This is a genomic window from Pseudomonas sp. CCC4.1 (assembly GCF_035019225.1).
GTDB classification, from domain to species: domain Bacteria; phylum Pseudomonadota; class Gammaproteobacteria; order Pseudomonadales; family Pseudomonadaceae; genus Aquipseudomonas; species Aquipseudomonas bubulae.
The window spans coordinates 56054-77576 of record NZ_JASJWL010000004.1; the positions used below are offsets into that span (position 1 = coordinate 56054).

Consider the following 21523-nt stretch of genomic DNA (forward strand, 5'->3'; position numbering starts at 1 on the left):
TTTGAGAACTATCGTTTGAACCTGACTCTGCAAAACTCTGTCTGACGCAGTATCGCGAAAGACCACCGAGTATAGGTCAGGCAAAAAAACACTCAATCAATATTAGTTCAGCGCTTTTTTGCCGATTTTGCGCTGATACTGCAAACTACCCGACCGAGTAAACGCTCGTTTAATTCACTAACGCAGAAGCCGTATGACCCCCTCCCCATTCCGCCGCCTTGTATTTGGCGCCCTGCGTCGCTTGCTGTACCTGTGGGTGCGCTCGGAGACCATCAACCAGTCTTCGCTGACCCTGAACCTGGATCGCAGCCGACCGGTGTTCTATGTACTGCAATCGCCCTCGCTGACCGAGCTGGCCGTTGTCGACGCCGAGTGCTCCAAAGCCGGCCTGCCGCGCCCGGTGCTGCCAGTTGCCGTAGGCGAGATGATAGAGCCAGCTGCCTTCTTCTACCTGACCCCCGAGCCGGACTGGCTGGGGCGTCAGGACAAGCGTGGCGCACCGCCGGTATTGACCCGACTGGTTGACGGCTTGAGCCAGCACCCGGGGGAAGACGCGCAAATCATCCCGGTCAGCGTATTCTGGGGCCAGTCCCCCGACAGCGAGTCCAGCCCCTGGAAACTGCTGTTCGCCGACAGCTGGGCCGTGACCGGGCGTTTGCGGCGCATGCTGCGCATCCTGATTCTGGGCCGTAAAACCCGCGTGCAGTTCTCGGCCCCTATCCATATGCGAGAGCTGGTCGACCTCAACAAGGGCCACGAACGCACCGTGCGCATGGCCCAGCGCATTTTACGGGTGCACTTTCGCAACCTGAAAATCTCGACCATCGGCCCCGACCTGTCGCACCGGCGTACGCTGGTAAAGGGCCTGGTCAACGAGCCTTCCGTGCGCCAGGCGATCCTCGATGAAGCCGAGCGCGAGAATATTTCGCCCGACAAGGCCCGTGCCCTTGCGCTGCGCTACGCCAATGAAATCGCCTCGGACTACACCTACACCGCGATCCGTTTTTTTGAAGTGCTGCTGAGCTGGTTCTGGAACAAGATTTACGACGGGGTCAAGGTCAACCAGATCGAGAGCGTGCAAAAGGTCGCCCAGGGCCATGAGATCATTTATGTGCCGTGCCACCGCAGCCATATCGACTACCTGCTGCTGTCCTATCTGCTGTTTCGCAACGGCCTGACCCCGCCGCACATTGCCGCCGGGATCAACCTGAACATGCCGGTGCTGGGCCCGCTGCTACGCCGTGGCGGGGCATTTTTCATGCGCCGCACCTTCAAGGGCAACCCGTTGTACACCTCGGTGTTCAACGAATACATGCACACCCTGTTCACCAAGGGTTTCCCGGTAGAGTACTTCGTCGAAGGTGGCCGCTCGCGCACCGGACGCATGCTGCAACCGAAAACCGGGATGCTGGCCATCACCGTGCGCAGTTTCCTGCGTTCATCACGCACGCCGATCGTGTTCGTACCCGTATACATCGGTTACGAACGCGTTCTTGAAGGCCGCACCTACCTGGGTGAGTTGCGCGGCGCCAGCAAGAAAAAAGAGTCGATTTTTGACATTTTCAAAGTGATCGGTGCGCTGAAAAAACAGAAGTTCGGTCAGGTCGCAGTCAACTTCGGCGAGCCGATCAAGCTGGCCGAGTTTCTTGAGCAGGAGCAGCCGGGCTGGCGTCAGCAGGAGCTTGCACCGTCCTACCGCCCTGAATGGCTGAGCCAGACCACCAACCGCCTGGGAGAAAAGGTTGCCCGGCATCTGAATGAAGCGGCGGCCATCAACCCGGTAAACCTGGTGGCACTGGCCTTGCTGTCCACTACCCGCCTGGCCCTGGATGAGCAAGCCATGGCCCGGGTACTGGACCTCTATCTGGCCCTGCTGCGCCGTGTGCCTTACTCGCCGTACACCACCTTGCCCGAAGGCGATGGCCCGGCGCTGATCAAGCATGTCAAAGACATGAATCTGCTGGCCGAGCAAAGCGATGCGCTGGGCAAGATCCTCTATCTGGATGAGCAGAACGCGGTACTGATGACTTATTACCGCAACAACGTGATGCATATCTTTGCCTTGCCATCTTTACTCGCCAGCTTCTTCCAGAGCACTTCGCGCATGAGCCGCGAACAGATCCTGCGCTACACCCATGCGCTGTATCCGTACCTGCAATCGGAACTGTTTATCCGCTGGTCCGAGCAAGAACTCGACGGAGTGGTCGATCAATGGCTTGAAGCCTTTGTCGAGCAAGGGTTGCTACGGTTCGAAAAAGACGTGTACCTGCGCCCTGCGCCAAGCTCGCGACACTTTGTATTGCTGACGCTGCTGTCCAAAAGCATTGCGCAAACCCTGCAGCGCTTTTACATGGCCATATCCCTGCTGCTCAACAGCGGCCAGAACACCCTGAGCGCCGAAGAACTGGAAGACCTGTGCACCATGATGGCCCAGCGCCTGTCGATTCTGCATGGGCTCAACGCCCCGGAATTCTTCGACAAGAGCCTGTTCCGGCACTTTATCCAGACCTTGCTTGAAGAGGACGTGTTGCGCCGCGACACCAATGGCAAGCTGAGCTACCACGAACTGCTCGGTGAACTGGCTGAAGGGGCCGCCAAGCGCGTGTTGCCTGCGGAAATCCGCCTGTCCATTCGCCAGGTGGCACTGCACCGCAGTGAAGATGCCGCGGATATTTCCGAGAGCGTGGGATAATCCTGCAAAGTTGAGTTGAAACGTCTCGACCGGTTTCAGCCTTCCAATCCGCGACTAGCCTTGGATGTGTGCCGAAAATTTCGGCACACATCCAAAGCAAACCAACGATAAGGAAGTCTGGAAATGACCCAAGACAACAAAACCCCCTCCGAACACCCCTCTCCTGAAACCAGGGGCAATGCTGGCACGCCCTGGCATGTTCAGAATCCCGATGGCAGCGTCCACGGTGGCAACGGCATCCAACCCGCCAGCCACAACAACCCCCCTGACGAATCCCAGGATGAACCTCTGACTGAATAACCCACTGAAACAGCAGCGGTTGTCAGGCACAGGTTTGCCGCTTCAAAGGCAAGTTCATTGCTAGAATCCCTTCCATTCTCCAGTGTGAAATGTCTTACACAGGAAAAGAAACGGAGTCTGCCCTATGAAAAAGTTACTTTTACTGAGCCTGACCGCCCTGCTGGGAGCCTGTAGTTCCATGACCTCGACCCCGCAAGCGTCCCTCGACGGTGAAGTGTTCTACCTGCAACGTATCGCCCTGCCACCTACCGCTACACTGGAAGTGAGCCTGCAGGATGTGTCTCTGGCCGACGCGCCAGCGGTAACACTGGCCAAACAGAGCGGCCCGGTAAAAGGCCAGGTGCCACTGCCTTTCCACCTGACCTATGACCCGGCGCAAATCAAACCCGGCCACACCTACGCAATCAGCGCGCGGATTGAAGAGAACGGCCAGTTGCTGTTTATCAACACCGAGCGCAACAGTGTCGACCTGACGGCCAAGACCCAGCAGCCGATCCGTGTGCGCGTGGATCAGATTCGCTAATCCGCAGGCTCGCCCTCACTCCAACCCTCTCCCGGAGGGAGAGGGAGCCGATTGGGGGATTTTCAAGAATCTCGGCAGTCTGAAAGCATTGAGTTGAATCCCGCATCAACGCGGTCGGTCCCCTCTCCCTCCGGGAGAGGGTTAGGGAGAGGGGCTTTGGCTCCTAGACCTTCTTCACCTTGAACCAAGCCGCATACAACGCAGGCAAGAACAGCAACGTCAGCACAGTCGCCACGATCAACCCGCCCATAATGGCCACCGCCATCGGCCCGAAGAACACGCTGCGTGACAGTGGAATCATCGCCAGTACCGCCGCCAGCGCGGTCAGCACAATCGGCCGGAACCGCCGTACCGTCGCTTCAATCACCGCCCGCCACGGGTCCAGCCCCGCCGCCTTGTCCTGCTCGATCTGGTCCACCAGGATCACCGAGTTGCGCATGATCATCCCCGACAACGCAATGGTGCCCAGCATCGCCACAAAACCGAACGGTTTGCCAAACAACAACAGGAACAATGTCACCCCGATCAAACCCAAAGGCGCCGTCAGGAATACCATCACCATGCGCGAGAAACTGCGCAACTGCACCATCAGCAACGTCAGCACTACCACGATAAACAGAGGTACGCCGGCCTTCACCGAGTCCTGGCCGCGGGTGGAGTCTTCCACCGTGCCACCCACCTCCAGCAGATAGCCATCCGGCAGCTCGGCACGCACACCTTCCAGGGTCGGCAGAATCTGCTGCACCAGGGTCGCCGGTTGTTCCTTGCCGTAAATATCCGCCCGCACCGTCACGGTCGGCAGACGATTGCGGTGCCAGATAATGCCTTCTTCAAAGCCGTACTCCAGGGTCGCAATCTGCGACAGGGCAACGCTCTGGCCATTATCGGTCGGTACCGCCAGGCTCGGCAGCAGCGCCAGTTCGGTACGTTCCTGGGCTGTGCCGCGCAGCAGAATTTCGATCAACTCGTTATCTTCGCGGTACTGGCTGACCGTCGAGCCCAGCAAGGTACTTTGCAAGAAGCGTGACAGGTTGGCCGTACTCACCCCCAGGGCACGCGCCCGGTCCTGATCGATATTGAGGTTGACCACCTTGCTCGGCTCTTCCCAGTCCAGGTGCACGTTAACCACATGGGGGTTGCCCCGCACCTGGGCTGCGACCTTGCGCGCCAGCGCCCGTACCTCTTCGATATGCTCGCCGGTCACCCGAAACTGCACCGGATAGCCCACAGGCGGGCCGTTTTCCAGACGCGTCACCCGCGAGCGTATCGTCGGGAACTGTTCATTGAGCGTGTCGATCAACCAGGTGCGCAGGCTTTCCCGGTCCTCGATGGTCTTGGCCAACACCACAAACTGGGCAAAGCTCGCCGCGGGCAGTTGCTGATCCAGTGGCAGGTAATAGCGGGGCGAACCGGTGCCTGCGTAAGCCACATAGTTCTCGATGCCCGGGTGATCCTTGAGCAGTGCCTCGAGCTGCTTGACCTGGTCGGTGGTGTTGCTCAACGAAGCACCCTCGGCCAGCTTCATATCGACCATCAGCTCCAGTCGGCTGGACGCCGGGAAGAACTGCTGCGGAACAAACTTGAACAGCACCACCGAGCCTATAAACACCAACGCGGTCAGGGCAATCACGGTTTTGCGCCGGGTCACACACCACTCCACCAACCGACGTACGCGCTGGTAAAATGGCGTTGCATAGGGGTCAGGCACGCCAGCCCCTGTGCCGTGTTTGGCCGCATGAATCTTCGCCAGGTCCGGTAACAACAGCGCGCCCAAATACGGCACAAACACCACCGCAGCCACCCACGACGCCAGCAGGGCAATGGTCACCACCTGGAAAATCGAGCGGGTGTATTCGCCGGTGCTCGACTGCGCCATGGCAATCGGCAAAAAGCCCGCAGCCGTTATCAGCGTACCGGTGAGCATCGGGAACGCGGTGCTGGTCCAGGCAAAGCTGGCGGCCTTGAGCCGGTCGTAGCCCTGCTCCATTTTGATCGCCATCATTTCCACGGCGATGATCGCGTCGTCGACCAGCAGGCCCAGCGCCAGCACCAACGCGCCCAGCGAGATCTTGTGCAGGCCGATGCCAAAGTAATGCATGGCGGCAAAAGTCATGGCCAGCACCAGCGGAATGGTCAGCGCCACCACCATGCCGGTACGCACACCCAGGGAGAAAAAACTCACCAGCAAAACGATGACCAGTGCTTCGACCAGCACCTGCACAAACTCACCAACGCTGGTTTTCACCGCCGCAGGCTGGTCTGACACTTTGCCCAGTTGCATCCCCGCCGGAAGGTTTTTCTGGATCCGCTCAAACTCGGTGTCCAGTGCCTTGCCCAGCACCAGAATATCGCCACCGTCCTTCATCGCCACGGCCAGGCCAATCGCGTCCTGGCCCATAAAGCGCATGCGCGGTGCCGGAGGATCATTAAAACCGCGACGCACATCCGCCACGTCGCTGATGCGCAAGGTGCGCTCGCCTACGCGAATGGGGAAGCGCTCGATCTCTTCGACCGTCTTGAAGTTACCGCTCACACGCAATTGCACGCGCTCGGTCGGGGTTTCGAAGAAGCCCGCCGTCGATACTGCGTTTTGCTCTTCAAGGGCTTTTTGCACGGCAGCCAGCGGCAAACCCAGGGTCGCGAGCTTGAGGTTGGACAGTTCGATCCAGATTTTTTCGTCCTGCAGGCCCAGCAACTCGACCTTGCCCACATCCTTGACCCGCTGTAGCTGGATCTGGATACGGTCAGCGTAGTCCTTGAGTACCGCGTAGTCGTAACCTTCGCCGCTCAGGCTGTAGATATTGCCAAAGGTCGTGCCAAATTCATCGTTGAAGAACGGCCCCTGAACATCCGGTGGCAAGGTGTAGCGGATATCACTGATCTTTTTGCGTACCTGATACCACAGCTCGGGGATCTGGTCGGAATGCATCGAATCGCGGGCCATAAAGGTCACTTGCGATTCACCCGGGCGCGAGAACGAGACAATGCGCTCGTACTCGCCGGTTTCCATCAGTTTCTTCTCGATTCGCTCGGTGACCTGACGCGAGACTTCTTCAGCCGTGGCGCCCGGCCACAGGGTGCGGATTACCATCGCCTTGAAGGTAAACGGCGGGTCTTCGCTTTGCCCTAATTTGGTGTAAGAAAGACCGCCAACGATTGCCAGCAACAGCATCAGAAACAGGACGATCTGACGATTTCGCAACGCCCATGCGGAAAGGTTAAAACCCATGGCGACTACTCCTTGGCCGCGACATTGATCGCCCGGTTGGAGCGATCAATCGGCCGCACCTCCTGGCCGGGATGCAACACATGCACACCGGCGGCGACAATCCAGTCATCGGCCGTAAGGCCTTCGAGCACCGGCACGCTGCTTTCGCCAAACGGCCCCACACGCACGGGCACCTGCTCCAACTTGTTGCCCTGGCCCACCCGCCACACATAGGACGCACCATTTTCCGCCGTCAGGGCCGACAACGGCACCGACAGCGAGCTGACACCTTCACTCTGAATAAACACCCGGGCACTTTGTCCCAGTTCGGCAGGCACTTTGCCAGCGGTGAAAGCGATACGGGCAGCAAAGGTGCGCGATTTAGAATCAGCTGAAGGCGACAGTTCGCGGATGCGACCGCTGAAGCGCTGGCCAGGCTGCGACCACAACTCGACCGCTACCGGAATGCCTATCTTGAAACGGCCAAAATCCTGTTCCGGCAAGCTGATCAACACCTCACGCTCGCCGTCGGCAGCCAGGGTAAACACCGTTTGCCCGGCATTGACCACCTGCCCCACTTCGACCTGACGCTGGGCAATCACACCGTCTTGCGGCGCACGCAACACCGCATAACTCGCCTGATTGCTGGCCACGTCCTGCTCGGCCTTGAGCTGTTGCAGCCTGGCTTCGCCTGAGCGGTAGAGGTTTTCGGCGTTATCGAACTGCGAACGGCTGACCATCTGCCGGTCCAGCAGGGTCTTGTAGCGGTCGCGCTCGGCACGCACCAGGTTCAGGTTGGCCTGCCCGGCGGCGACCTGGGCGCGGGTGGCGTCCAGTTGCAGGCGCACGTCCTGCGGGTCCAGCTCGGCCAGCGGCTGATTAGCCTTGACCCGCTCCCCCTCGTCCACCAGACGCTTGGTAACTTTGCCGCCAATGCGAAACGCCAACTGCGGGTCAAAGCGTGCCCGCACTTCGCCGGGGTAACTTTGGCTGGCCAGTGCCGAAGGCTGCGGTTGCACCACCATCGCCGGGCTGATGCTGATTTTTGCGGGCTCCTGCTGCCCACACCCAGACAATAAAAACAGCAGACACACAGGCACAGCGCGGGGCAAGGCATGGCGCAACATGGTGATGACCTTTCGCTAATGGGGCTTGGAATATTTATACTGGCAGCATGTTATTAATACTAAACTCACCAGTCCAGTAATAAACGGATATGTCTGACAATCCTTTACCCCCCAATGCCCTCGGGCGCCCCAAGGACCTGGCAAAACGCCAGTCGATCCTCGACGCCGCCAAAACCCTGTTTTTGACCAAGGGCTATGCCAACACCAGCATGGATGCGGTTGCGGGTCTGGCAGGCGTGTCAAAACTGACGGTCTACAGTCACTTCACCGACAAGGAGACCCTGTTTTCCTCGGCCATCATGTCCAAATGCACCGAACAGTTGCCGGTACTGTTCTTTGAATTACCTGCAGGCAAGCCGATCAAGGATGTATTGCTGAACATTGCCCGTGGTTTTCAGGTGCTGATCAACAGCGAAGAGTCGCTAAACCTGCATCGCCTGATGGTTGCTCTGGGCAGCCAGGACCCCAAGCTGTCGCAGATCTTTCTGGAGGCCGGGCCGGAGCGCGTGGTGCACGAGATGGAGGGGCTACTGCGCAAGATGGATCAAAGTGGCGCGCTGCAGATCGACAACCCCCATTATGCGGCGGAGCACTTCTTCTGCATGCTCAAGGGCGCGCCGAACTTCCGCCTGCTGTTTGCCGGCGGTGAGCCGCCGGGGCCCGAGGAAAGCGAGGCCCATGTGCAGGAAGTGGTGGGGATATTTATGCGGGCGTATCAGCCATTGTCGTGAGACCGCGGCGCCTTTTACCCTCACCCCAACCCTCTCCCGGAGGGAGAGGGGGCTGATCTGTGGTGTTACGCAGATTTGCTTTTACCTTTAGTCCCCTCTCCCTCCGGGAGAGGGGTTTTTAAGGTTTCAACGCTTTTTTCGGATAAATATCGTAACGGCTCGACTTACCATCCAGCGCATGGCTCGGCTTGGGCCCGGCAATGCACGGTGCCTTGCGCGGGCGCTTGACCACCACCCGGTGGCTGGCCAACGCCAGCGCAGCTTCCAGCAACGCCGGGGCATCGTTGTCATCACCCACCAATGGTCGGAACAAGCGCATTTCCTTTTTCACCAGGGCGGTTTTTTCGCGATGGGGGAACATCGGGTCCAGGTAAATCACCTGCGGCGGTTCGCCTTGCCAATTGCGCATCACTTCGATCGAATTGCCCTTGAGCAAGTGCATACGCGACACGATCGGCGCCACCTCAAAGTCATCCAGACCACGGGCCAGCCCGTCTTCGAGCAAGGCACCGATCAGCGGCTGGCGCTCGATCAGGCTCATTTCACAGCCCAGGCTCGCCAGCACAAATGCATCCTTGCCCAGGCCCGCCGTGGCATCCAGCACCCGCGGGCGCACACCCTGCTGGATGCCCACGGCCTTGGCGATCATCTGCCCCGTGCCGCCGCCAAACAAACGTCGATGGGCCGCGCCACCTTCGACAAAGTCGACCCGCACCGGGCCCGGCGCATCTGCGCCCAACTGCTGCAGCTGCAAACCCTGGGCGCTCAATTGCAAGGCGAACTCGGCGTCCGGTTCGTCCAACGACAAACCCAGACGCTCGGCCCATTGCTCGGCCAGGGCCTGATAAGCCTCGTCCAGTGCCTCGACTTTGATACGACAGCCCGCTGTTTGCTCAATCATCTAAAAACACGCTCAAAAATTTAATGATCGGCAAAGACTGCCGATAAATGAAATATCCGGCATTTTGCCAGAGCTGAGCGCCAACCGAGAGTTATGTCAGACATTCAATCCGCATCTATCGGCTTTATTGCGCCCATTGGTGACTTTGGCCGACACAATTCCCAGATCACAGGAAGCGTCAACCACCTGTGGAAGGACTTCTACGCCCAGGCATTGGCCGAGCAGTCCGGTACTGAAGACTATGCGACGGTTGATACAGCGCCGACAGCCAAAAATGAAAATGCCGAGCCCCGTGGCGGCAGTGAGGTTTTGGGCACTATCGTGACCCAGCGCCACTGCGACGTTCAGGACACTGAACTGCGCCCGCCTGAAGCCCTGTTTTTGCCCATTGCCGAATTTGAACTGGACCTGCTGCCACCGCCCGGCGTGCCCTACCCGCCTGAGGTCATTGTCGAGCAACAACACCAGCAGGATTTCAACACTACGTGGGTGCGCCCAGTAGTCATGGCTCAGGGCCATCCGCTGCCTGAACCGGGCCCTGCGCCTGAACCTCGCGCGTTGCATCTGCCCATTGCCGAGTTTGAGTCTGACTTGCTGCCGCCGCCTGCCGAGCCCTTCGATGCCATGACCCTGATCGAGCAACAACGGGCCATGGATTTCGATCTGGGCTGGGCACGCCCGCTGGTGGTCAACAACTTGCGCCTGGCGGCTTAAAGCAGGTCTAGTTGTTCGCGACTCTGGGGGGATGCAGCTCGGGCAATGCCGGCAACCCAGGTAACCTTTCACTCAGTTGAAGATGAAAACGCCGTGCCAGTTCCGGAGCACGGTGATTGTCCGGCGTGTGCAAAAAAACATAGGGCGTGCGCCCTTCCTCGATCCAGCCCGCGACTTTTTCAACCCAGGGCACCAGGTAAGGATCGTTGGCCTCAAGCTCCGGACGGCCAATAAAACGCACCTGCGGACATTGCGTGAAAGCCGCCGGACGTGGGGGCACCCTGGGCTTTTTCGATTGTGCGTGAAGCACGGCAGGGTCGCCCGAATCACAACTGAACAGTGCCCGCGAATCAAGGCAGATACGCTCAACCCCTCGATCCATCAGCAGACGATTGAGCAGGCGCTCGGCATCGCCCTTGGCGAAGAACTCCGGATGCCGCACCTCAACGGCCAACGGCCTCTGCAAGGCGTCCACAAAGCTCACCAGCTCCGCCAGGCGCTGTGGCCCGAAGCTTGCCGGGAGTTGTAGCCAAAATGGCGCTACACGCGCTCCCAAGGGCTGCAACAGTTGCAGGAAGTCTTCGGCTGCATGCAATTGCTCGCGCAAATCACCGCCGTGACTGATATCCCGAGGGAACTTGGCCGTCAGCCGAAAGTGTTCAGGCAGGCTTTGTGCCCATCGGACCACCGTGGTCGGTGCAGGCCTGGCGTAAAACGTGGTGTTGCCCTCGACCGCATTGAACACCTGCGCATACAGGCTCAGAAAATCCGCCGGGCGGGCGTTTTGCGGATACAGCCCTTCGCGCCAGGCGTTTTCACTCCAGGACGGACAACCGAGGTAGTAAGGAAGGTCAGTCATGTACTCAGATGTAAAGATCCAGGCCCAGCACTTCCTGTTCCCAGTCGACGAAGCCTGCGGTGGTCAGGTAGCTGGCAAGGGCACTGGCCGCGCTTTTGCTCATGGCGCGCTGGAAGATCATGTCTTGCGAGCGCACCGGCAACTGGCTGATGCGCTCGGCGCCGGAGGATGTGCGGGGGGTGTTTTCGGGCGCAGCCTCAGTGTCTTCAACCGACTCATCAACCACCGCCTGACCATTACGCGGCTTGCGCTTGATGGGGTATGACCGGGGAGAAAAGCTGTCAATGCGCATGGCTGCATGCTCTGTAACGATAGATACAATTTAGCGGCGCAGGGCAGACTAAGCAAATGGGCCGGCCATTTTGTAGCAGCAGCCTCGCTCCGCTCGGCAGCTGCTACAAAAGTGGATCAAACGCCACGTTCGGCTTTTGTAGCCGCTACCTTGTCGCGCAGGTACACAGGCTGGGCGTCATCGGCACGGATGGCTTCGCCGCGGGCCCAGGCAAAGCGGGCCAGGGTCAGCAGGTCTTCGGCGTGGGGCAACATGCCTGCGTCCATTGCATACGGCTTGACGTTCAAGCGCTCGGCATAGCCCCAGCCAGTGCCCGCGCCATACCAGTCGCCTGTAGCACCATCGGGCAAGGCCGCAGCCTCAGGCGCCAATACCGCTTCAGCGCCTTGCAGGCGCATCTCACTCGCTTCTTCGCGGTAGCAGCCCCAATACACCTCGTCCATGCGTGCATCGATCGCCGACACCACCTGGGTTGCGCCGTGCTCACGGTGAGCACGCTGGGCCAGGACCGCCAGGTTGGAGATCGGCAACACCGGGCGCTCCAGTGCAAAGGCCAGGCCCTGAACCACGCCAATGGCAATACGCACACCGGTAAAGGCACCAGGCCCGCGACCGAAGGCAATGGCCTCAACCGCCGACAGCTCGACACCGGCCGCGGCCAGCAGCGCCTTGATCATCGGTAACAGCTTTTGCGCATGCAGGCGCGGGATCACCTCGTAGTGGCTAGTAACCTTGCCATCGTGCAACAAGGCAACTGAGCAAGCTTCAGTCGCGGTATCCAGGGCCAGCAAGGTGGTCATCGGTGTTCCCGTCAGAATCAGAATTGAAAAAAGTGCAGCAGTATAAACAACAACAGCCCGCAAGCGGGCTGTTGTCATGACGCAAAATCGACTTATCAGCTCAGTGCTTCAAGCACCTTGGCCGTGATCGATTCTACCGAGCCAACGCCTTCAACGTGGCTGTACTTGGGCTTGCCCTGAGCAGCGGCCAGCTTCTGGTAGAAGTCCACCAGCGGCTTGGTTTGCGAATGGTAAACAGACAGGCGGTGACGAACGGTTTCTTCGGTGTCGTCCTTGCGCTGTACCAGATCTTCGCCGGTCACATCGTCCTTGCCTTCAACCTTTGGCGGGTTGTAGACGGTGTGGTACACACGGCCCGAGGCTTCGTGTACACGACGGCCAGCAATACGCTGGACGATCTCTTCGTCTTCAACGGCGATTTCCAGCACGTGATCCAGCTCGACACCGGCTTTAACCAGCGCTTCAGCTTGCGGAATGGTGCGCGGGAAACCGTCGAACAGGAAACCGTTTACGCAATCCGGCTGAGCAATGCGCTCTTTGACCAGATTGATGATCAGGTCGTCGGAAACCAGGCCGCCGCTGTCCATCACGCCTTTGGCGATCAGGCCCAGCTCGGTGCCGGCTTTTACGGCTGCACGCAACATGTCGCCGGTGGAGATTTGCGGGATGCCAAATTTTTCAGTGATGAACTTTGCCTGAGTACCTTTACCGGCCCCGGGAGCTCCCAGCAGAATTACGCGCATCGATGTGCTCCTCAAATTTTTTATTTAAATGACAACAAACTCGCCTCTTTGGGCCAGTCTCAAAATCGGGTTATGGCCATCAAAACGGCCAAGGGCTGATCAAGATACACAGCAGGCCCGGCCCACACAAGCCGCCCAAAGTAGGAAAAATTACAGCCAAACGGGCCTGTGCGGCCGGGTGTCACAGGTCGCAACCCCACAATAAAGTGTCGCGCCCGCGCAGCGATCGGCATCCAGTCTGCCGTGTCCCCGCCCGCTCTGGCGCGACATTTGCCGCTGTTTTGCCTTAGCCGGTGTTGCGCAAGCCGGCCGCGATCCCGGCCACAGTCACCAGCAACGCTTGTTCCAGAGGGCTGTCCTGCGCCGCTTGCTGGCGACGCGAGCGTGCCAGCAGCTCGGCCTGCAATAGATGAAGAGGATCAAGGTAAGTGTTGCGCAAACGGATGAACTCGAGCGTCTCCGGGCTATGTGCCATCAACTGCGCCTGCCCGGTCAAGCCCAGCACCACTGCGCACGCCTGCGACAATAAGTCGCGTAAGTGCGCACCCAATGGCAGCAGTTCCGGGGTCACCAGGCGCTCGTCGTAAAGCCGGGCGATATCGGCATCGGCCTTGGCCAGGACCATTTCCAGCATGTCGATACGGGTGCGAAAGAAGGGCCACTGCTCACGCATTTGTGCCAGTTGATCACCTTCACCGCGCTCCAGTGCACGACGCAATGCAGTTTCCCAACCCAGCCAGGCGGGCAACATCAGGCGGGTCTGGGTCCAGCCAAAAATCCACGGGATGGCCCGCAGGCTTTCAATGCCCCCTGCCCGGCGCTTGGCCGGCCGACTGCCCAGAGGCAAGCGGCCCAGCTCCTGCTCCGGGGTGGACTGGCGAAAGTACTCGACGAACTGCGGATTATCCCGCACTACGCCACGGTAGGCAGCGACCCCGTCTGCCGCCAGCTCATCCATCAGTACCCGCCAGCCCGGCTCCGGCAGGGGCGGTGGCAGCAAAGTGGCCTCCAGCACGGCGGCCAGGTACAGGTTGAGATTTTGCTCGGCAATGTCCGGCAGGCCGAATTTGAAGCGAATCATTTCGCCCTGTTCAGTGGTGCGGAAACGCCCCGCCACCGAGCCCGGCGGCTGCGACAGGATGGCCGCGTGAGCCGGGCCACCGCCGCGCCCCACGGTACCGCCGCGACCATGAAACAACAGCAGCTCGACGCCTTGCTCACGGCAGATATTGACCAGGGCTTCCTGCGCCCGGTACTGCGCCCAGGCGGCCGCGGTGGTGCCCGCATCCTTGGCCGAGTCGGAATAGCCGATCATCACTTCCTGCGGGCCCTGCAGGTGCGCGCGATAACCCGGCAACAGCAGCAGGCGCTCGATCACCGGCCCCGCATTGTCGAGGTCGGCGAGGGTTTCGAACAGCGGTACAACCCGCATCGGCCGCTCCAGCCCAGCCTCCTTGAGCAACAGTTGCACCGCCAGTACATCCGAGGCAGCACCGGCCATCGAGATCACGTAGGAGCCCAGCGAGGCGCCCGGTGCGGCAGCGACTTCGCGGCAGGTCGCCAGCACTTCGGCGGTGTCGGCACCCGGCTTGAAATATCCGGGCAACAGCGGCCGACGGTTGTTCAATTCGCGCATCAGAAAGCTAAGACGCGCATCTTCGTCCCAGTCCTCATAGCGGCCCAGGCCCAGGTAATCGGTGATTTCAGTCATGGCCGAGGCATGGCGTGCAGCATCCTGGCGCACATCGAGGCGCACCAGGAACAGGCCGAAGGTTACAGCCCGACGCAGGAAATCGAGCAGCGGGCCATCGGCAATTACGCCCATGCCACAGGCATGCAGGGACTGATAACACAGCTGCAACGGCGCCAGCAGTTCGCGATTGTCCTGCAGCACTTCAGGCGGCGCGGCCTGGGTGCTGTGCAAGGCTGTATGCGCCCAATTGCGGGTGGCCCGCAGGCGTTCACGCAATTGTTTGAGTACGGCGCGATACGGCTCGGCGCTGTCGCCTGCGGCGGCCAGCAGTTGCGCCGAGGCCTGTTGCATCGACAGATCGGCCGCCAGTTTGTCGATATCGCGCAGGTACAGGTCCGCCGCCATCCAGCGCGCCAGCAGCAGTACTTCACGGGTAACGCTGGCCGTGACATTGGGATTGCCATCACGGTCGCCGCCCATCCAGGAAGCAAAGCGGACCGGTGCGGCCTCAAGCGGCAAATGCAGGCCGGTCGCGGCATGCAGAGCTTTGTCAGCCTTACGCAGCATATGCGGCACGGCGTGCCATAACGAATGCTCGATCACCGCAAAACCCCACTTGGCCTCATCCACAGGGGTAGGTCGGGTGCGACGGATTTCTTCGGTGTGCCAGGCCTCGGCGATCAACCGCTGCAAGCGCTGATGAATCTCGGATTTTTCCGCGAGGGTCAGGTCACGATGGTCCTGGGCCGCCAGTTGCTCGGCTATGGCATCGTACTTCTGGATCAGGGTGCGGCGAGTCACTTCAGTGGGGTGTGCGGTGAGTACCAGTTCAATTTCAAGACGGCTGACCTGGCGCGCCAGCGACTCGGGGTCATGGCCTTCGGCGAGCAGGCGCGCAAGCAGTTGCGGCAACACCAGCGCCTCAAACGGCTGGGGCTGGCCTTCTTCACGGCGGTGGATCAGTTCGTACTGCTCGGCAATATTGGCCAGGTTCAAAAACTGGTTGAAGGCTCGCGCAACGGGCAGCACTTCGTCATCGCCCAGGGCGTCCAGAATGGCGCTTAACTCCTCGCCGGTGGTGCCGCGCCGGTCGGCTTTGGCCCCCTGGCGAATGCGCTCGATCTTGGCGAGAAAAGCTTCGCCGTATTGGTCACGAATCGTATTACCCAACAGCTCACCCAGCAGGTGAACATCATCGCGCAAGCGTGCATCAATATCGGTCATCAGCAGTTTCTCCAGCAGGATCCGGGGACAGCTCGTGCCCCAAGAGTGCGTTGCAAAGGCAGTTGGAGGCAAGCCATGGGAAGCACAGATTTAAAAAAATGCGCTGACCAATCGGTCAGAAAATCTTTTAGGCCAAATGCCATCTTTTATTGAACTATTCAAAAAACGCTTCGGTCACAGCCATTAACCATCACCGCTGGAACTCGTGTTCCAACACTCCGGGTGACGTCGCCAGTCGTGATGGAATTTGCTTTTTTAAGGAGCTTCCCAATGGAGTTGAAGACCATGATGACCCGCACTGTCAAAACCACCTCACCTCGCCTGCGCGGGCTAAAACTGGCTGCGCTGGCAATCGGCACCAGCTTCGTTCTGGCCGGTTGTGCTGGCAATCCACCTTCAGAGCAGTACGCCGTGACGCAATCGGCGGTGAACAACGCCGTGAGCGCAGGTGCCACTGAATATGCACCGGTGGAAATGAAGTCAGCCCAGGACAAGCTCAAGCAGGCCGAGCTGGCCATGCATGACAAAAAATATGACGAGGCCCGCCGCCTGTCCGAACAGGCTGAGTGGGATGCTCGCGTAGCAGAGCGCAAGGCCCAGGCAGCTAAAGCCGAGAAGGCTGTTCAGGATGCTCAGAATGCCGTTCAGCAATTGCGTCAGGAAGGCATGCGCAGCGTTCAGTAAACGCTGCCCTTTTTTGACTGCATCTGACGACACAGCATTCCTAATCGATAGAAAGGACGACATATCATGCGCAATACAGTAATGATCCCTGCCCTGTTGGCCCTGAGCGTTGGCCTGGCGGCGTGCTCGCACCAGCCCAACGTCAACCTGGAAAACGCCAAGACCAACTTCTCGGCCCTGCAAACCAACCCTGAAGCGACCAAGGTTGCAGCGCTCGAAACCAAGGACGCCAGCGAATGGCTGGACAAGGCTGAAAAGGCTTACCTGAACAAGGAAGACGAGTCCAAGGTTGACCAGCTGGCTTACCTGACCAACCAGCGTGTGGAAGTGGCCAAGCAGACCATCGCGTTGCGAACCGCTGAAAACAATCTGAAAAACGCCGGTGCGGCGCGCAACCAGGCCTTGCTCGATGCCCGTGATGCGCAGATCCAGCAACTCAAAGGCATGAACGCCAAGCAAACCGAACGCGGCACACTGGTGACCTTTGGTGATGTGCTGTTCCAGTTCGGCAAATCCGAGCTGCAACCCAACGGCATGCGCAATATCAACACCCTGGCCGAATACCTGCTGCAGAACCCGGACCGCAAGGTGATTGTCGAGGGTTACACCGACAGTGTCGGTTCGGCGGCTTTCAACCAGACCCTGTCCGAGCGCCGTGCCGAGTCGGTGCGTAATGCACTGGTGCGCAAAGGCGTAGACCCTACCCGCATCGTGGCGCAGGGCTATGGCAAGGAATACCCGGTGGCCAGCAACAGCACCGATTCTGGCCGCGCCCAGAACCGCCGCGTTGAAGTGACCATCTCCAACGACAACCAGCCGGTTGCTCCGCGTTCAACCATGAAGTAAGACATGAAAAAGCCCCGCCTGAGTAATCAGGCGGGGCTTTTTTTTTGCGCAAATATATCCACAACTGTGGGAGCGGGCTTGCTCGCGATGCAGACAGCGCGGTTAGTCAGGCATACCGAGGCGATTCAATCGCGAGCAAGCCCGCTCCCACAACAGAACGTTACTGCTCCAGCTTCGGCGTTTCCTGGCCCAGGCAACGTACGGCCTGTTTCTTGTTGTTGACCAGCACACCGGTCAGGCCTTTTTGCTCGGTATCGAACAAGACGATGATGCCGTCGATGCACTGTGCCACCTGGTTGGCCGGCGTGAGCGAAACCTTATAGTCCTCCCCCGGGATAGTCTTGAGCATGGTGAAGTCGCTGAGCAGCAAGGCGTCCTCGGGCTTGGCAAAATGCAGGTAACCGTAGTACCACAGGGCGCCCACGGTGCCGATGATGCTGCAGATACCGGTGATGATCAGGGGGATGGCGTTGCGTTCTTCACTCATTGTTGGCTCTCGGATTCAAGTTCGGTGTTCGGTGACGCGGGGTAATTGGCAATTTCGCCCAGGCGCCGCACGCCATTGAAATGTTGCGGGTCATCCAGGTAACGCAGCATTACCTGACGCCAGGTCGGGTCGGCAAACGTCTGTACATGGCCGCCACGGGTCAGTTGCAGCACCTTGGGCGGTGGCGCAGCCTGGTACAGGCGCAGGCCATTGGAAAGCGGCACGATGGGATCATCGAGGCTGTGGAAGATCAGCATCGGCGTGTCGCCCATGTTCGGTATCGCGTAAAGAGCACTGTCGGCATCCGGTACCAGCCAGGACAGCGGCACCTGCAGCGGCCAGGTCAGCCAGGACGTACTCAGGGCAAACTGCCCCACTTCGCGGTAACTGGCCGGCACGCCATCGAGCACCACCGCCTTGACTCGCGCGCGCTGCTGCGGGTGCTCGCTCAGGTAGTGGATGCCCATGGCGCCGCCCAGGCTTTGCCCCAGCACAATCAGCGGCAGGCCCCGGGCTTGCGGCTCATGCTGCAACCAGTCAAAAGCGGCATCGATGTCCTGATACACCGCCGGCAGCCCGGGCTCTCCTTGGGACAGGCCGTAACCGCGATAGTCGAGCATCAGCACTTGATAACCCTGCTCCGGCAACCAGGCAGTGGCGCCGAGATGGTAAGCCAGGTTGCCGCCATTGCCGTGCAGATGCAGCACCGTGCCCTTGAGCGGCACGCCTTTCTTGGCCGGTAGCCACCAACCGTGCAGGCGCGTGCCATCGGCGGCAGTCAGGGTGACATCGCTATAATCCAGGCCAGCGGCCTTCGGAGTAACCGGCTGGCCGGGCTCAGGGTAGAACAACAGGGAACTGCATCCGCTGAGGGTCAACAGCAGGCAGAGTGCAGCCAGGATTTTCATCAGAACGATTCGCCTGAACGAGTGAGTGTGGGAGCGGGCTTGCTCGCGATGGCATCGACGCGGTTCAACTGAAACGCCGCAGCGCCTGTATCGCGAGCAAGCCCGCTCCCACAGGGTTCACAAAATGTTGGAGTAATCCGCTTCGATACGGTCAAGGCTCAAATGGTTGAGGAAGTTGCTGAAGCACATCCAGGCCGAGAGCGCGTTCATGTCGCGGAACTGGTCCGGCAGGTACTTGGGCGCTACCACCAGGCCTTCATCCACCAACTGACGCAGGGTTCGCATGTCCTCCAGGGTGGTCTTGCCACAGAACAGCAGCGGCACTTGTTCCAGCTTGCCTTTACGTACGGCCAGCTGAATGTAGTTGTAAACCATGATGAAGCCCTTGAGGTAGGACAAGTCTTTGGTGAATGGCAGTCCATTTGGCACCGACCCACGGAAAACCCGACTCGCGTTGCCATAACTTTCTGGCATCTCGAAGCCTTGCTCGCGGAAAAACTCGTACACCTGCATGAAATCTGCGCCCTCCTCCACCATATGGATGGCGCGGGTTCGGTTGGTCAGTTTGCGCAGGCGACTGGGGTAGGAGGCAAAGGTGATGATTTCCATCAGGATTGCCAGGCCTTCCTGGGTCACGGTGGAAGAAGGCGGCCCCTTGGACAGGAAGGTGCAGATCGGCTGGTTCAGGCCATTGAGCGTGGTGCCCACATGCACCAGCCCTTCGTGGACTTCGAGGGCGCGCACGTCGCGTTCGTTGAACATCGCATCGGTACGGATCTTGATGTAGTCGGCACCCGCCGCCGCATCTGCCACGATACCGTCGGACTCGAACACGCGGATGGTTTCTTCAGCCTCGCCAAACACCTTGTTCAGGCGGCTTTGCAGCAGATTCACGGCATCCTTGGCGGTCAGGATCTTGGCTTCGTCCTTGAGCGCCCCGCGCCCGTCGATGTTGTCCAGGTAATCGGACATCATCAGGCCCAGGTCAGCCAGGGTCGGATCGCCAGCATGAAACGCATCGGAAGCTGCGCCATACAGCTCCTGGGAAATAAGCCCGAAATCCTCGGTGCCACGGGCTTCGAGCATGCGCACCACCATGCGGTATTCCTTGCACATGCGCCGCATGATCTGCCCGACCGGGTTGAATTGCCCCAACTGGCGGGTGATATCCCGCTCGATGTTCTGGAACTCGGACTTCACCGCCGCCGAATCAAAAGCCAGTGGCCGGCCCAGGTAATAGTCGCGATCAACTGCAGGCATGGCCTTGCCTTTGGCCTTTAAAAAGCCCTGGCGGATGCTGTCATCCCACTTCACCGCATCCAGCACGCGGATCGGTGTCTGTGCCAGCACGATGCGGTCAGACAAGGTGCGTATCGTGCGCTGGTAGTCGTCCACCGGCAGCTTCCTTCAGTTAACAGCGTTATTTGGCCACACGTTTATAGCGGGCCGCTTCGACAAATACGTCGGAATTGGCCGGGTCATCCAGATAGGCAAAGACTTCAGCCGACGGGCTTTTGATCAGGGTACCCGTCCCTTCAGCGGTTTCCACCGGCTCACCGTTCAACGCGGACTGGCCAATGGCCTGTTTGATCTGATCCAGGTCAAGATCGTAGATCACCAGTTCGCCGTTATCGGTCAGCTCAAATCCGCTGAGGGTATGGTTGCCGCCCAGTTTGGCCGGTATCGCGGCCGAGGCATACCAGCGGCTGCCGTGGCGGGCGACGATAAAGACATAGCGCTCACGGGCCTTGGGTTCGCCCTTGGGGTAAACGACGGCCTGGTAGCGTGTTTTGTCGATGGCACTGATATCGAGATTGCGTGCCTGGCCCCAGGCATCCTTGCTGATCCATTTGCCCAGCAGCTGTTTGGGTGCCGGCTGCGCCTCGATCGGGGCCTGGCTGAAGGTCACGAGACAACCGTTCAACATCAAAAACGACAATGCCATAAGCATCACGCGCCAAACTTTCATGCCTGCATCCTTCTATAGAGCGGCCAACACCAAGTGCATGTAACGCGTAAGAATAGCCAGACGGTCGTCATCCGCCTCGGGCTGCGCGCCATCAAGTAGGGCCTGATATTCCATCCGACCGATAATCGCCGTCAAGACTTTGGCATCCTGCTGAGGTTGTGTGGAGCCTAGCACTTCGAAGATCTGCCCGGCACCCTGCAGGAAAATCTGCTGATGGGCACGTACCAGCACCGCCAGCCGCGGGTTGATCAATGCGGCCTGATGAAAAGCTTGCTCGGCCATCAACTGGTCGCGGCGGGTGAGCAGTTGGCGCTGAAGGTAATCGGCGGTCATCCGTGCAATATCATCGGCCAGCAGCCCCCGCGCCCGGTGGCTGCCATCGCCCTGGGCCATCATTTCCCGCAACTTGCCTTCGGTGCCCTGCCACAGCTTGGCCATAAAGGCCGCACTGCGCTCCACATACTGGGCGAAGGTGTCGTTGATCAGGTCATCGATATCCTTGAAGTAATACGTGGTTGCCGACAACGGCACCCCCGCTTCGGCGGCCACCGCCCGATGGCGCACGCCCCGCACGCCGTCGCGTATGACGATGCGCATGGCAGCATCGAGAATCAACTGGCGGCGCTGCTCGCTGCCATGCCGGCTGGCCTTGCGACCCTGGTATTCGACACTTTGGGCAAGCGCCACCGCAACATTTGCTGCGCCTTGAGGAGGCATCACAGATTCCTTCTGAATTGAGCGGCGTTACCGAAACTGTGGGAGCGAGCCTGCTCGCGAAAGCCACCTTAGCGAGCAGGCTCGCTCCCACAAACTCTCCTGATT

Annotated in this window: 19 protein-coding genes and 1 pseudogene; 7 read left to right on the forward strand and 13 right to left on the reverse strand. The window is 59.6% G+C overall.

Annotation, left to right across the window (positions count from 1 at the left end; translation table 11 throughout):
• Positions 1-193: 193 nt before the first annotated feature.
• From plsB to QN377_RS02935, 3 genes are all read left to right on the forward strand, one after another.
• On the forward strand, positions 194-2692 hold the full coding sequence (gene plsB / locus QN377_RS02925; protein ID WP_095001294.1) for a glycerol-3-phosphate 1-O-acyltransferase PlsB: 2499 nt from the start codon (positions 194-196) through the stop codon (positions 2690-2692).
• Between the two features lie 123 nt (positions 2693-2815).
• Complete coding sequence (locus tag QN377_RS02930) at positions 2816-2992, forward strand: hypothetical protein (protein WP_153328079.1); 177 nt, start codon at positions 2816-2818, stop codon at positions 2990-2992.
• A gap of 124 nt (positions 2993-3116) precedes the next feature.
• Positions 3117-3515 (forward strand): YbaY family lipoprotein, encoded by a 399-nt coding sequence (locus tag QN377_RS02935; RefSeq protein ID WP_095001293.1) that lies wholly within the window; start codon positions 3117-3119, stop codon positions 3513-3515.
• A 163-nt stretch (positions 3516-3678) separates the two neighbouring features.
• Here the strand turns inward: QN377_RS02935 and QN377_RS02940 are convergent, their stop codons facing one another.
• Positions 3679-6744 carry an efflux RND transporter permease subunit gene (locus QN377_RS02940; protein WP_095001292.1) on the reverse strand — a complete coding sequence of 1022 codons (3066 nt, stop codon included), beginning with the start codon at positions 6742-6744 and terminating at the stop codon, positions 3679-3681.
• Between the two features lie 5 nt (positions 6745-6749).
• Positions 6750-7850 (reverse strand): efflux RND transporter periplasmic adaptor subunit, encoded by a 1101-nt coding sequence (locus tag QN377_RS02945; protein WP_322212473.1) that lies wholly within the window; start codon positions 7848-7850, stop codon positions 6750-6752.
• Positions 7851-7939: 89 nt separating this feature from the next.
• Here QN377_RS02945 and QN377_RS02950 point away from each other — a divergent pair, with 89 nt between their 5' ends.
• On the forward strand, positions 7940-8581 hold the full coding sequence (locus tag QN377_RS02950; protein WP_095001290.1) for a TetR/AcrR family transcriptional regulator: 642 nt from the start codon (positions 7940-7942) through the stop codon (positions 8579-8581).
• Positions 8582-8699: 118 nt separating this feature from the next.
• Here the strand turns inward: QN377_RS02950 and QN377_RS02955 are convergent, their stop codons facing one another.
• The gene (locus tag QN377_RS02955) at positions 8700-9482 is read right to left on the reverse strand and encodes a class I SAM-dependent methyltransferase (RefSeq protein WP_095001289.1); all 783 of its coding nucleotides are present in this window, start codon (positions 9480-9482) and stop codon (positions 8700-8702) included.
• A 93-nt stretch (positions 9483-9575) separates the two neighbouring features.
• On the opposite strand from QN377_RS02955, the gene QN377_RS02960 reads away from it, so the two are divergent.
• The gene (locus QN377_RS02960) at positions 9576-10196 is read left to right on the forward strand and encodes an energy transducer TonB (RefSeq protein ID WP_095026623.1); all 621 of its coding nucleotides are present in this window, start codon (positions 9576-9578) and stop codon (positions 10194-10196) included.
• Here QN377_RS02960 and QN377_RS02965 read toward each other — a convergent pair.
• From QN377_RS02965 to ppc, 5 genes and pseudogenes are all read right to left on the reverse strand, one after another.
• Positions 10193-11055, reverse strand: a pseudogene (locus tag QN377_RS02965) (DUF72 domain-containing protein). The gene QN377_RS02960 and the pseudogene QN377_RS02965 sit on opposite strands and share 4 nt — an antisense overlap.
• Before the next feature lie 4 nt (positions 11056-11059).
• A complete protein-coding gene (locus QN377_RS02970; protein ID WP_095018181.1) occupies positions 11060-11347 on the reverse strand; it encodes a hypothetical protein in 288 nt (95 codons plus the stop codon).
• Between the two features lie 116 nt (positions 11348-11463).
• Complete coding sequence (tsaB, locus tag QN377_RS02975; protein WP_322212470.1) at positions 11464-12147, reverse strand: tRNA (adenosine(37)-N6)-threonylcarbamoyltransferase complex dimerization subunit type 1 TsaB; 684 nt, start codon at positions 12145-12147, stop codon at positions 11464-11466.
• 95 nt (positions 12148-12242) lie between these two features.
• Positions 12243-12890, reverse strand: a complete 648-nt coding sequence (gene adk, locus QN377_RS02980; protein ID WP_095001284.1) for an adenylate kinase — start codon at positions 12888-12890, stop codon at positions 12243-12245.
• A gap of 286 nt (positions 12891-13176) precedes the next feature.
• On the reverse strand, positions 13177-15807 hold the full coding sequence (ppc, locus tag QN377_RS02985) for a phosphoenolpyruvate carboxylase (RefSeq protein ID WP_095018183.1): 2631 nt from the start codon (positions 15805-15807) through the stop codon (positions 13177-13179).
• Between the two features lie 270 nt (positions 15808-16077).
• On the opposite strand from ppc, the gene QN377_RS02990 reads away from it, so the two are divergent.
• Together QN377_RS02990 and QN377_RS02995 are read left to right on the forward strand one after the other, a co-directional pair.
• Positions 16078-16491: a DUF4398 domain-containing protein gene (locus QN377_RS02990; protein ID WP_019822131.1), complete on the forward strand. Its 414-nt coding sequence runs from the start codon at positions 16078-16080 to the stop codon at positions 16489-16491.
• A 66-nt stretch (positions 16492-16557) separates the two neighbouring features.
• Positions 16558-17337, forward strand: a complete 780-nt coding sequence (locus QN377_RS02995; protein ID WP_095001282.1) for an OmpA family protein — start codon at positions 16558-16560, stop codon at positions 17335-17337.
• 160 nt (positions 17338-17497) lie between these two features.
• Here the strand turns inward: QN377_RS02995 and QN377_RS03000 are convergent, their stop codons facing one another.
• From QN377_RS03000 to QN377_RS03020, 5 genes are all read right to left on the reverse strand, one after another.
• The gene (locus QN377_RS03000) at positions 17498-17824 is read right to left on the reverse strand and encodes a hypothetical protein (protein ID WP_029611547.1); all 327 of its coding nucleotides are present in this window, start codon (positions 17822-17824) and stop codon (positions 17498-17500) included.
• Positions 17821-18732, reverse strand: coding sequence for an alpha/beta hydrolase (locus QN377_RS03005; RefSeq protein ID WP_095024890.1), 912 nt, complete (start codon positions 18730-18732; stop codon positions 17821-17823). The genes QN377_RS03000 and QN377_RS03005 overlap by 4 nt, the downstream gene beginning before the upstream one ends.
• A 117-nt stretch (positions 18733-18849) precedes the next feature.
• The gene (locus QN377_RS03010; protein ID WP_095001280.1) at positions 18850-20127 is read right to left on the reverse strand and encodes a flavohemoglobin expression-modulating QEGLA motif protein; all 1278 of its coding nucleotides are present in this window, start codon (positions 20125-20127) and stop codon (positions 18850-18852) included.
• A gap of 25 nt (positions 20128-20152) precedes the next feature.
• Positions 20153-20701, reverse strand: coding sequence for a hypothetical protein (locus tag QN377_RS03015; protein ID WP_095001279.1), 549 nt, complete (start codon positions 20699-20701; stop codon positions 20153-20155).
• A 12-nt stretch (positions 20702-20713) separates the two neighbouring features.
• Entirely contained in the window at positions 20714-21418 is a 705-nt protein-coding gene (locus tag QN377_RS03020; RefSeq protein ID WP_095001278.1) for a TetR/AcrR family transcriptional regulator, read from the reverse strand.
• Positions 21419-21523 lie beyond the last annotated feature (105 nt).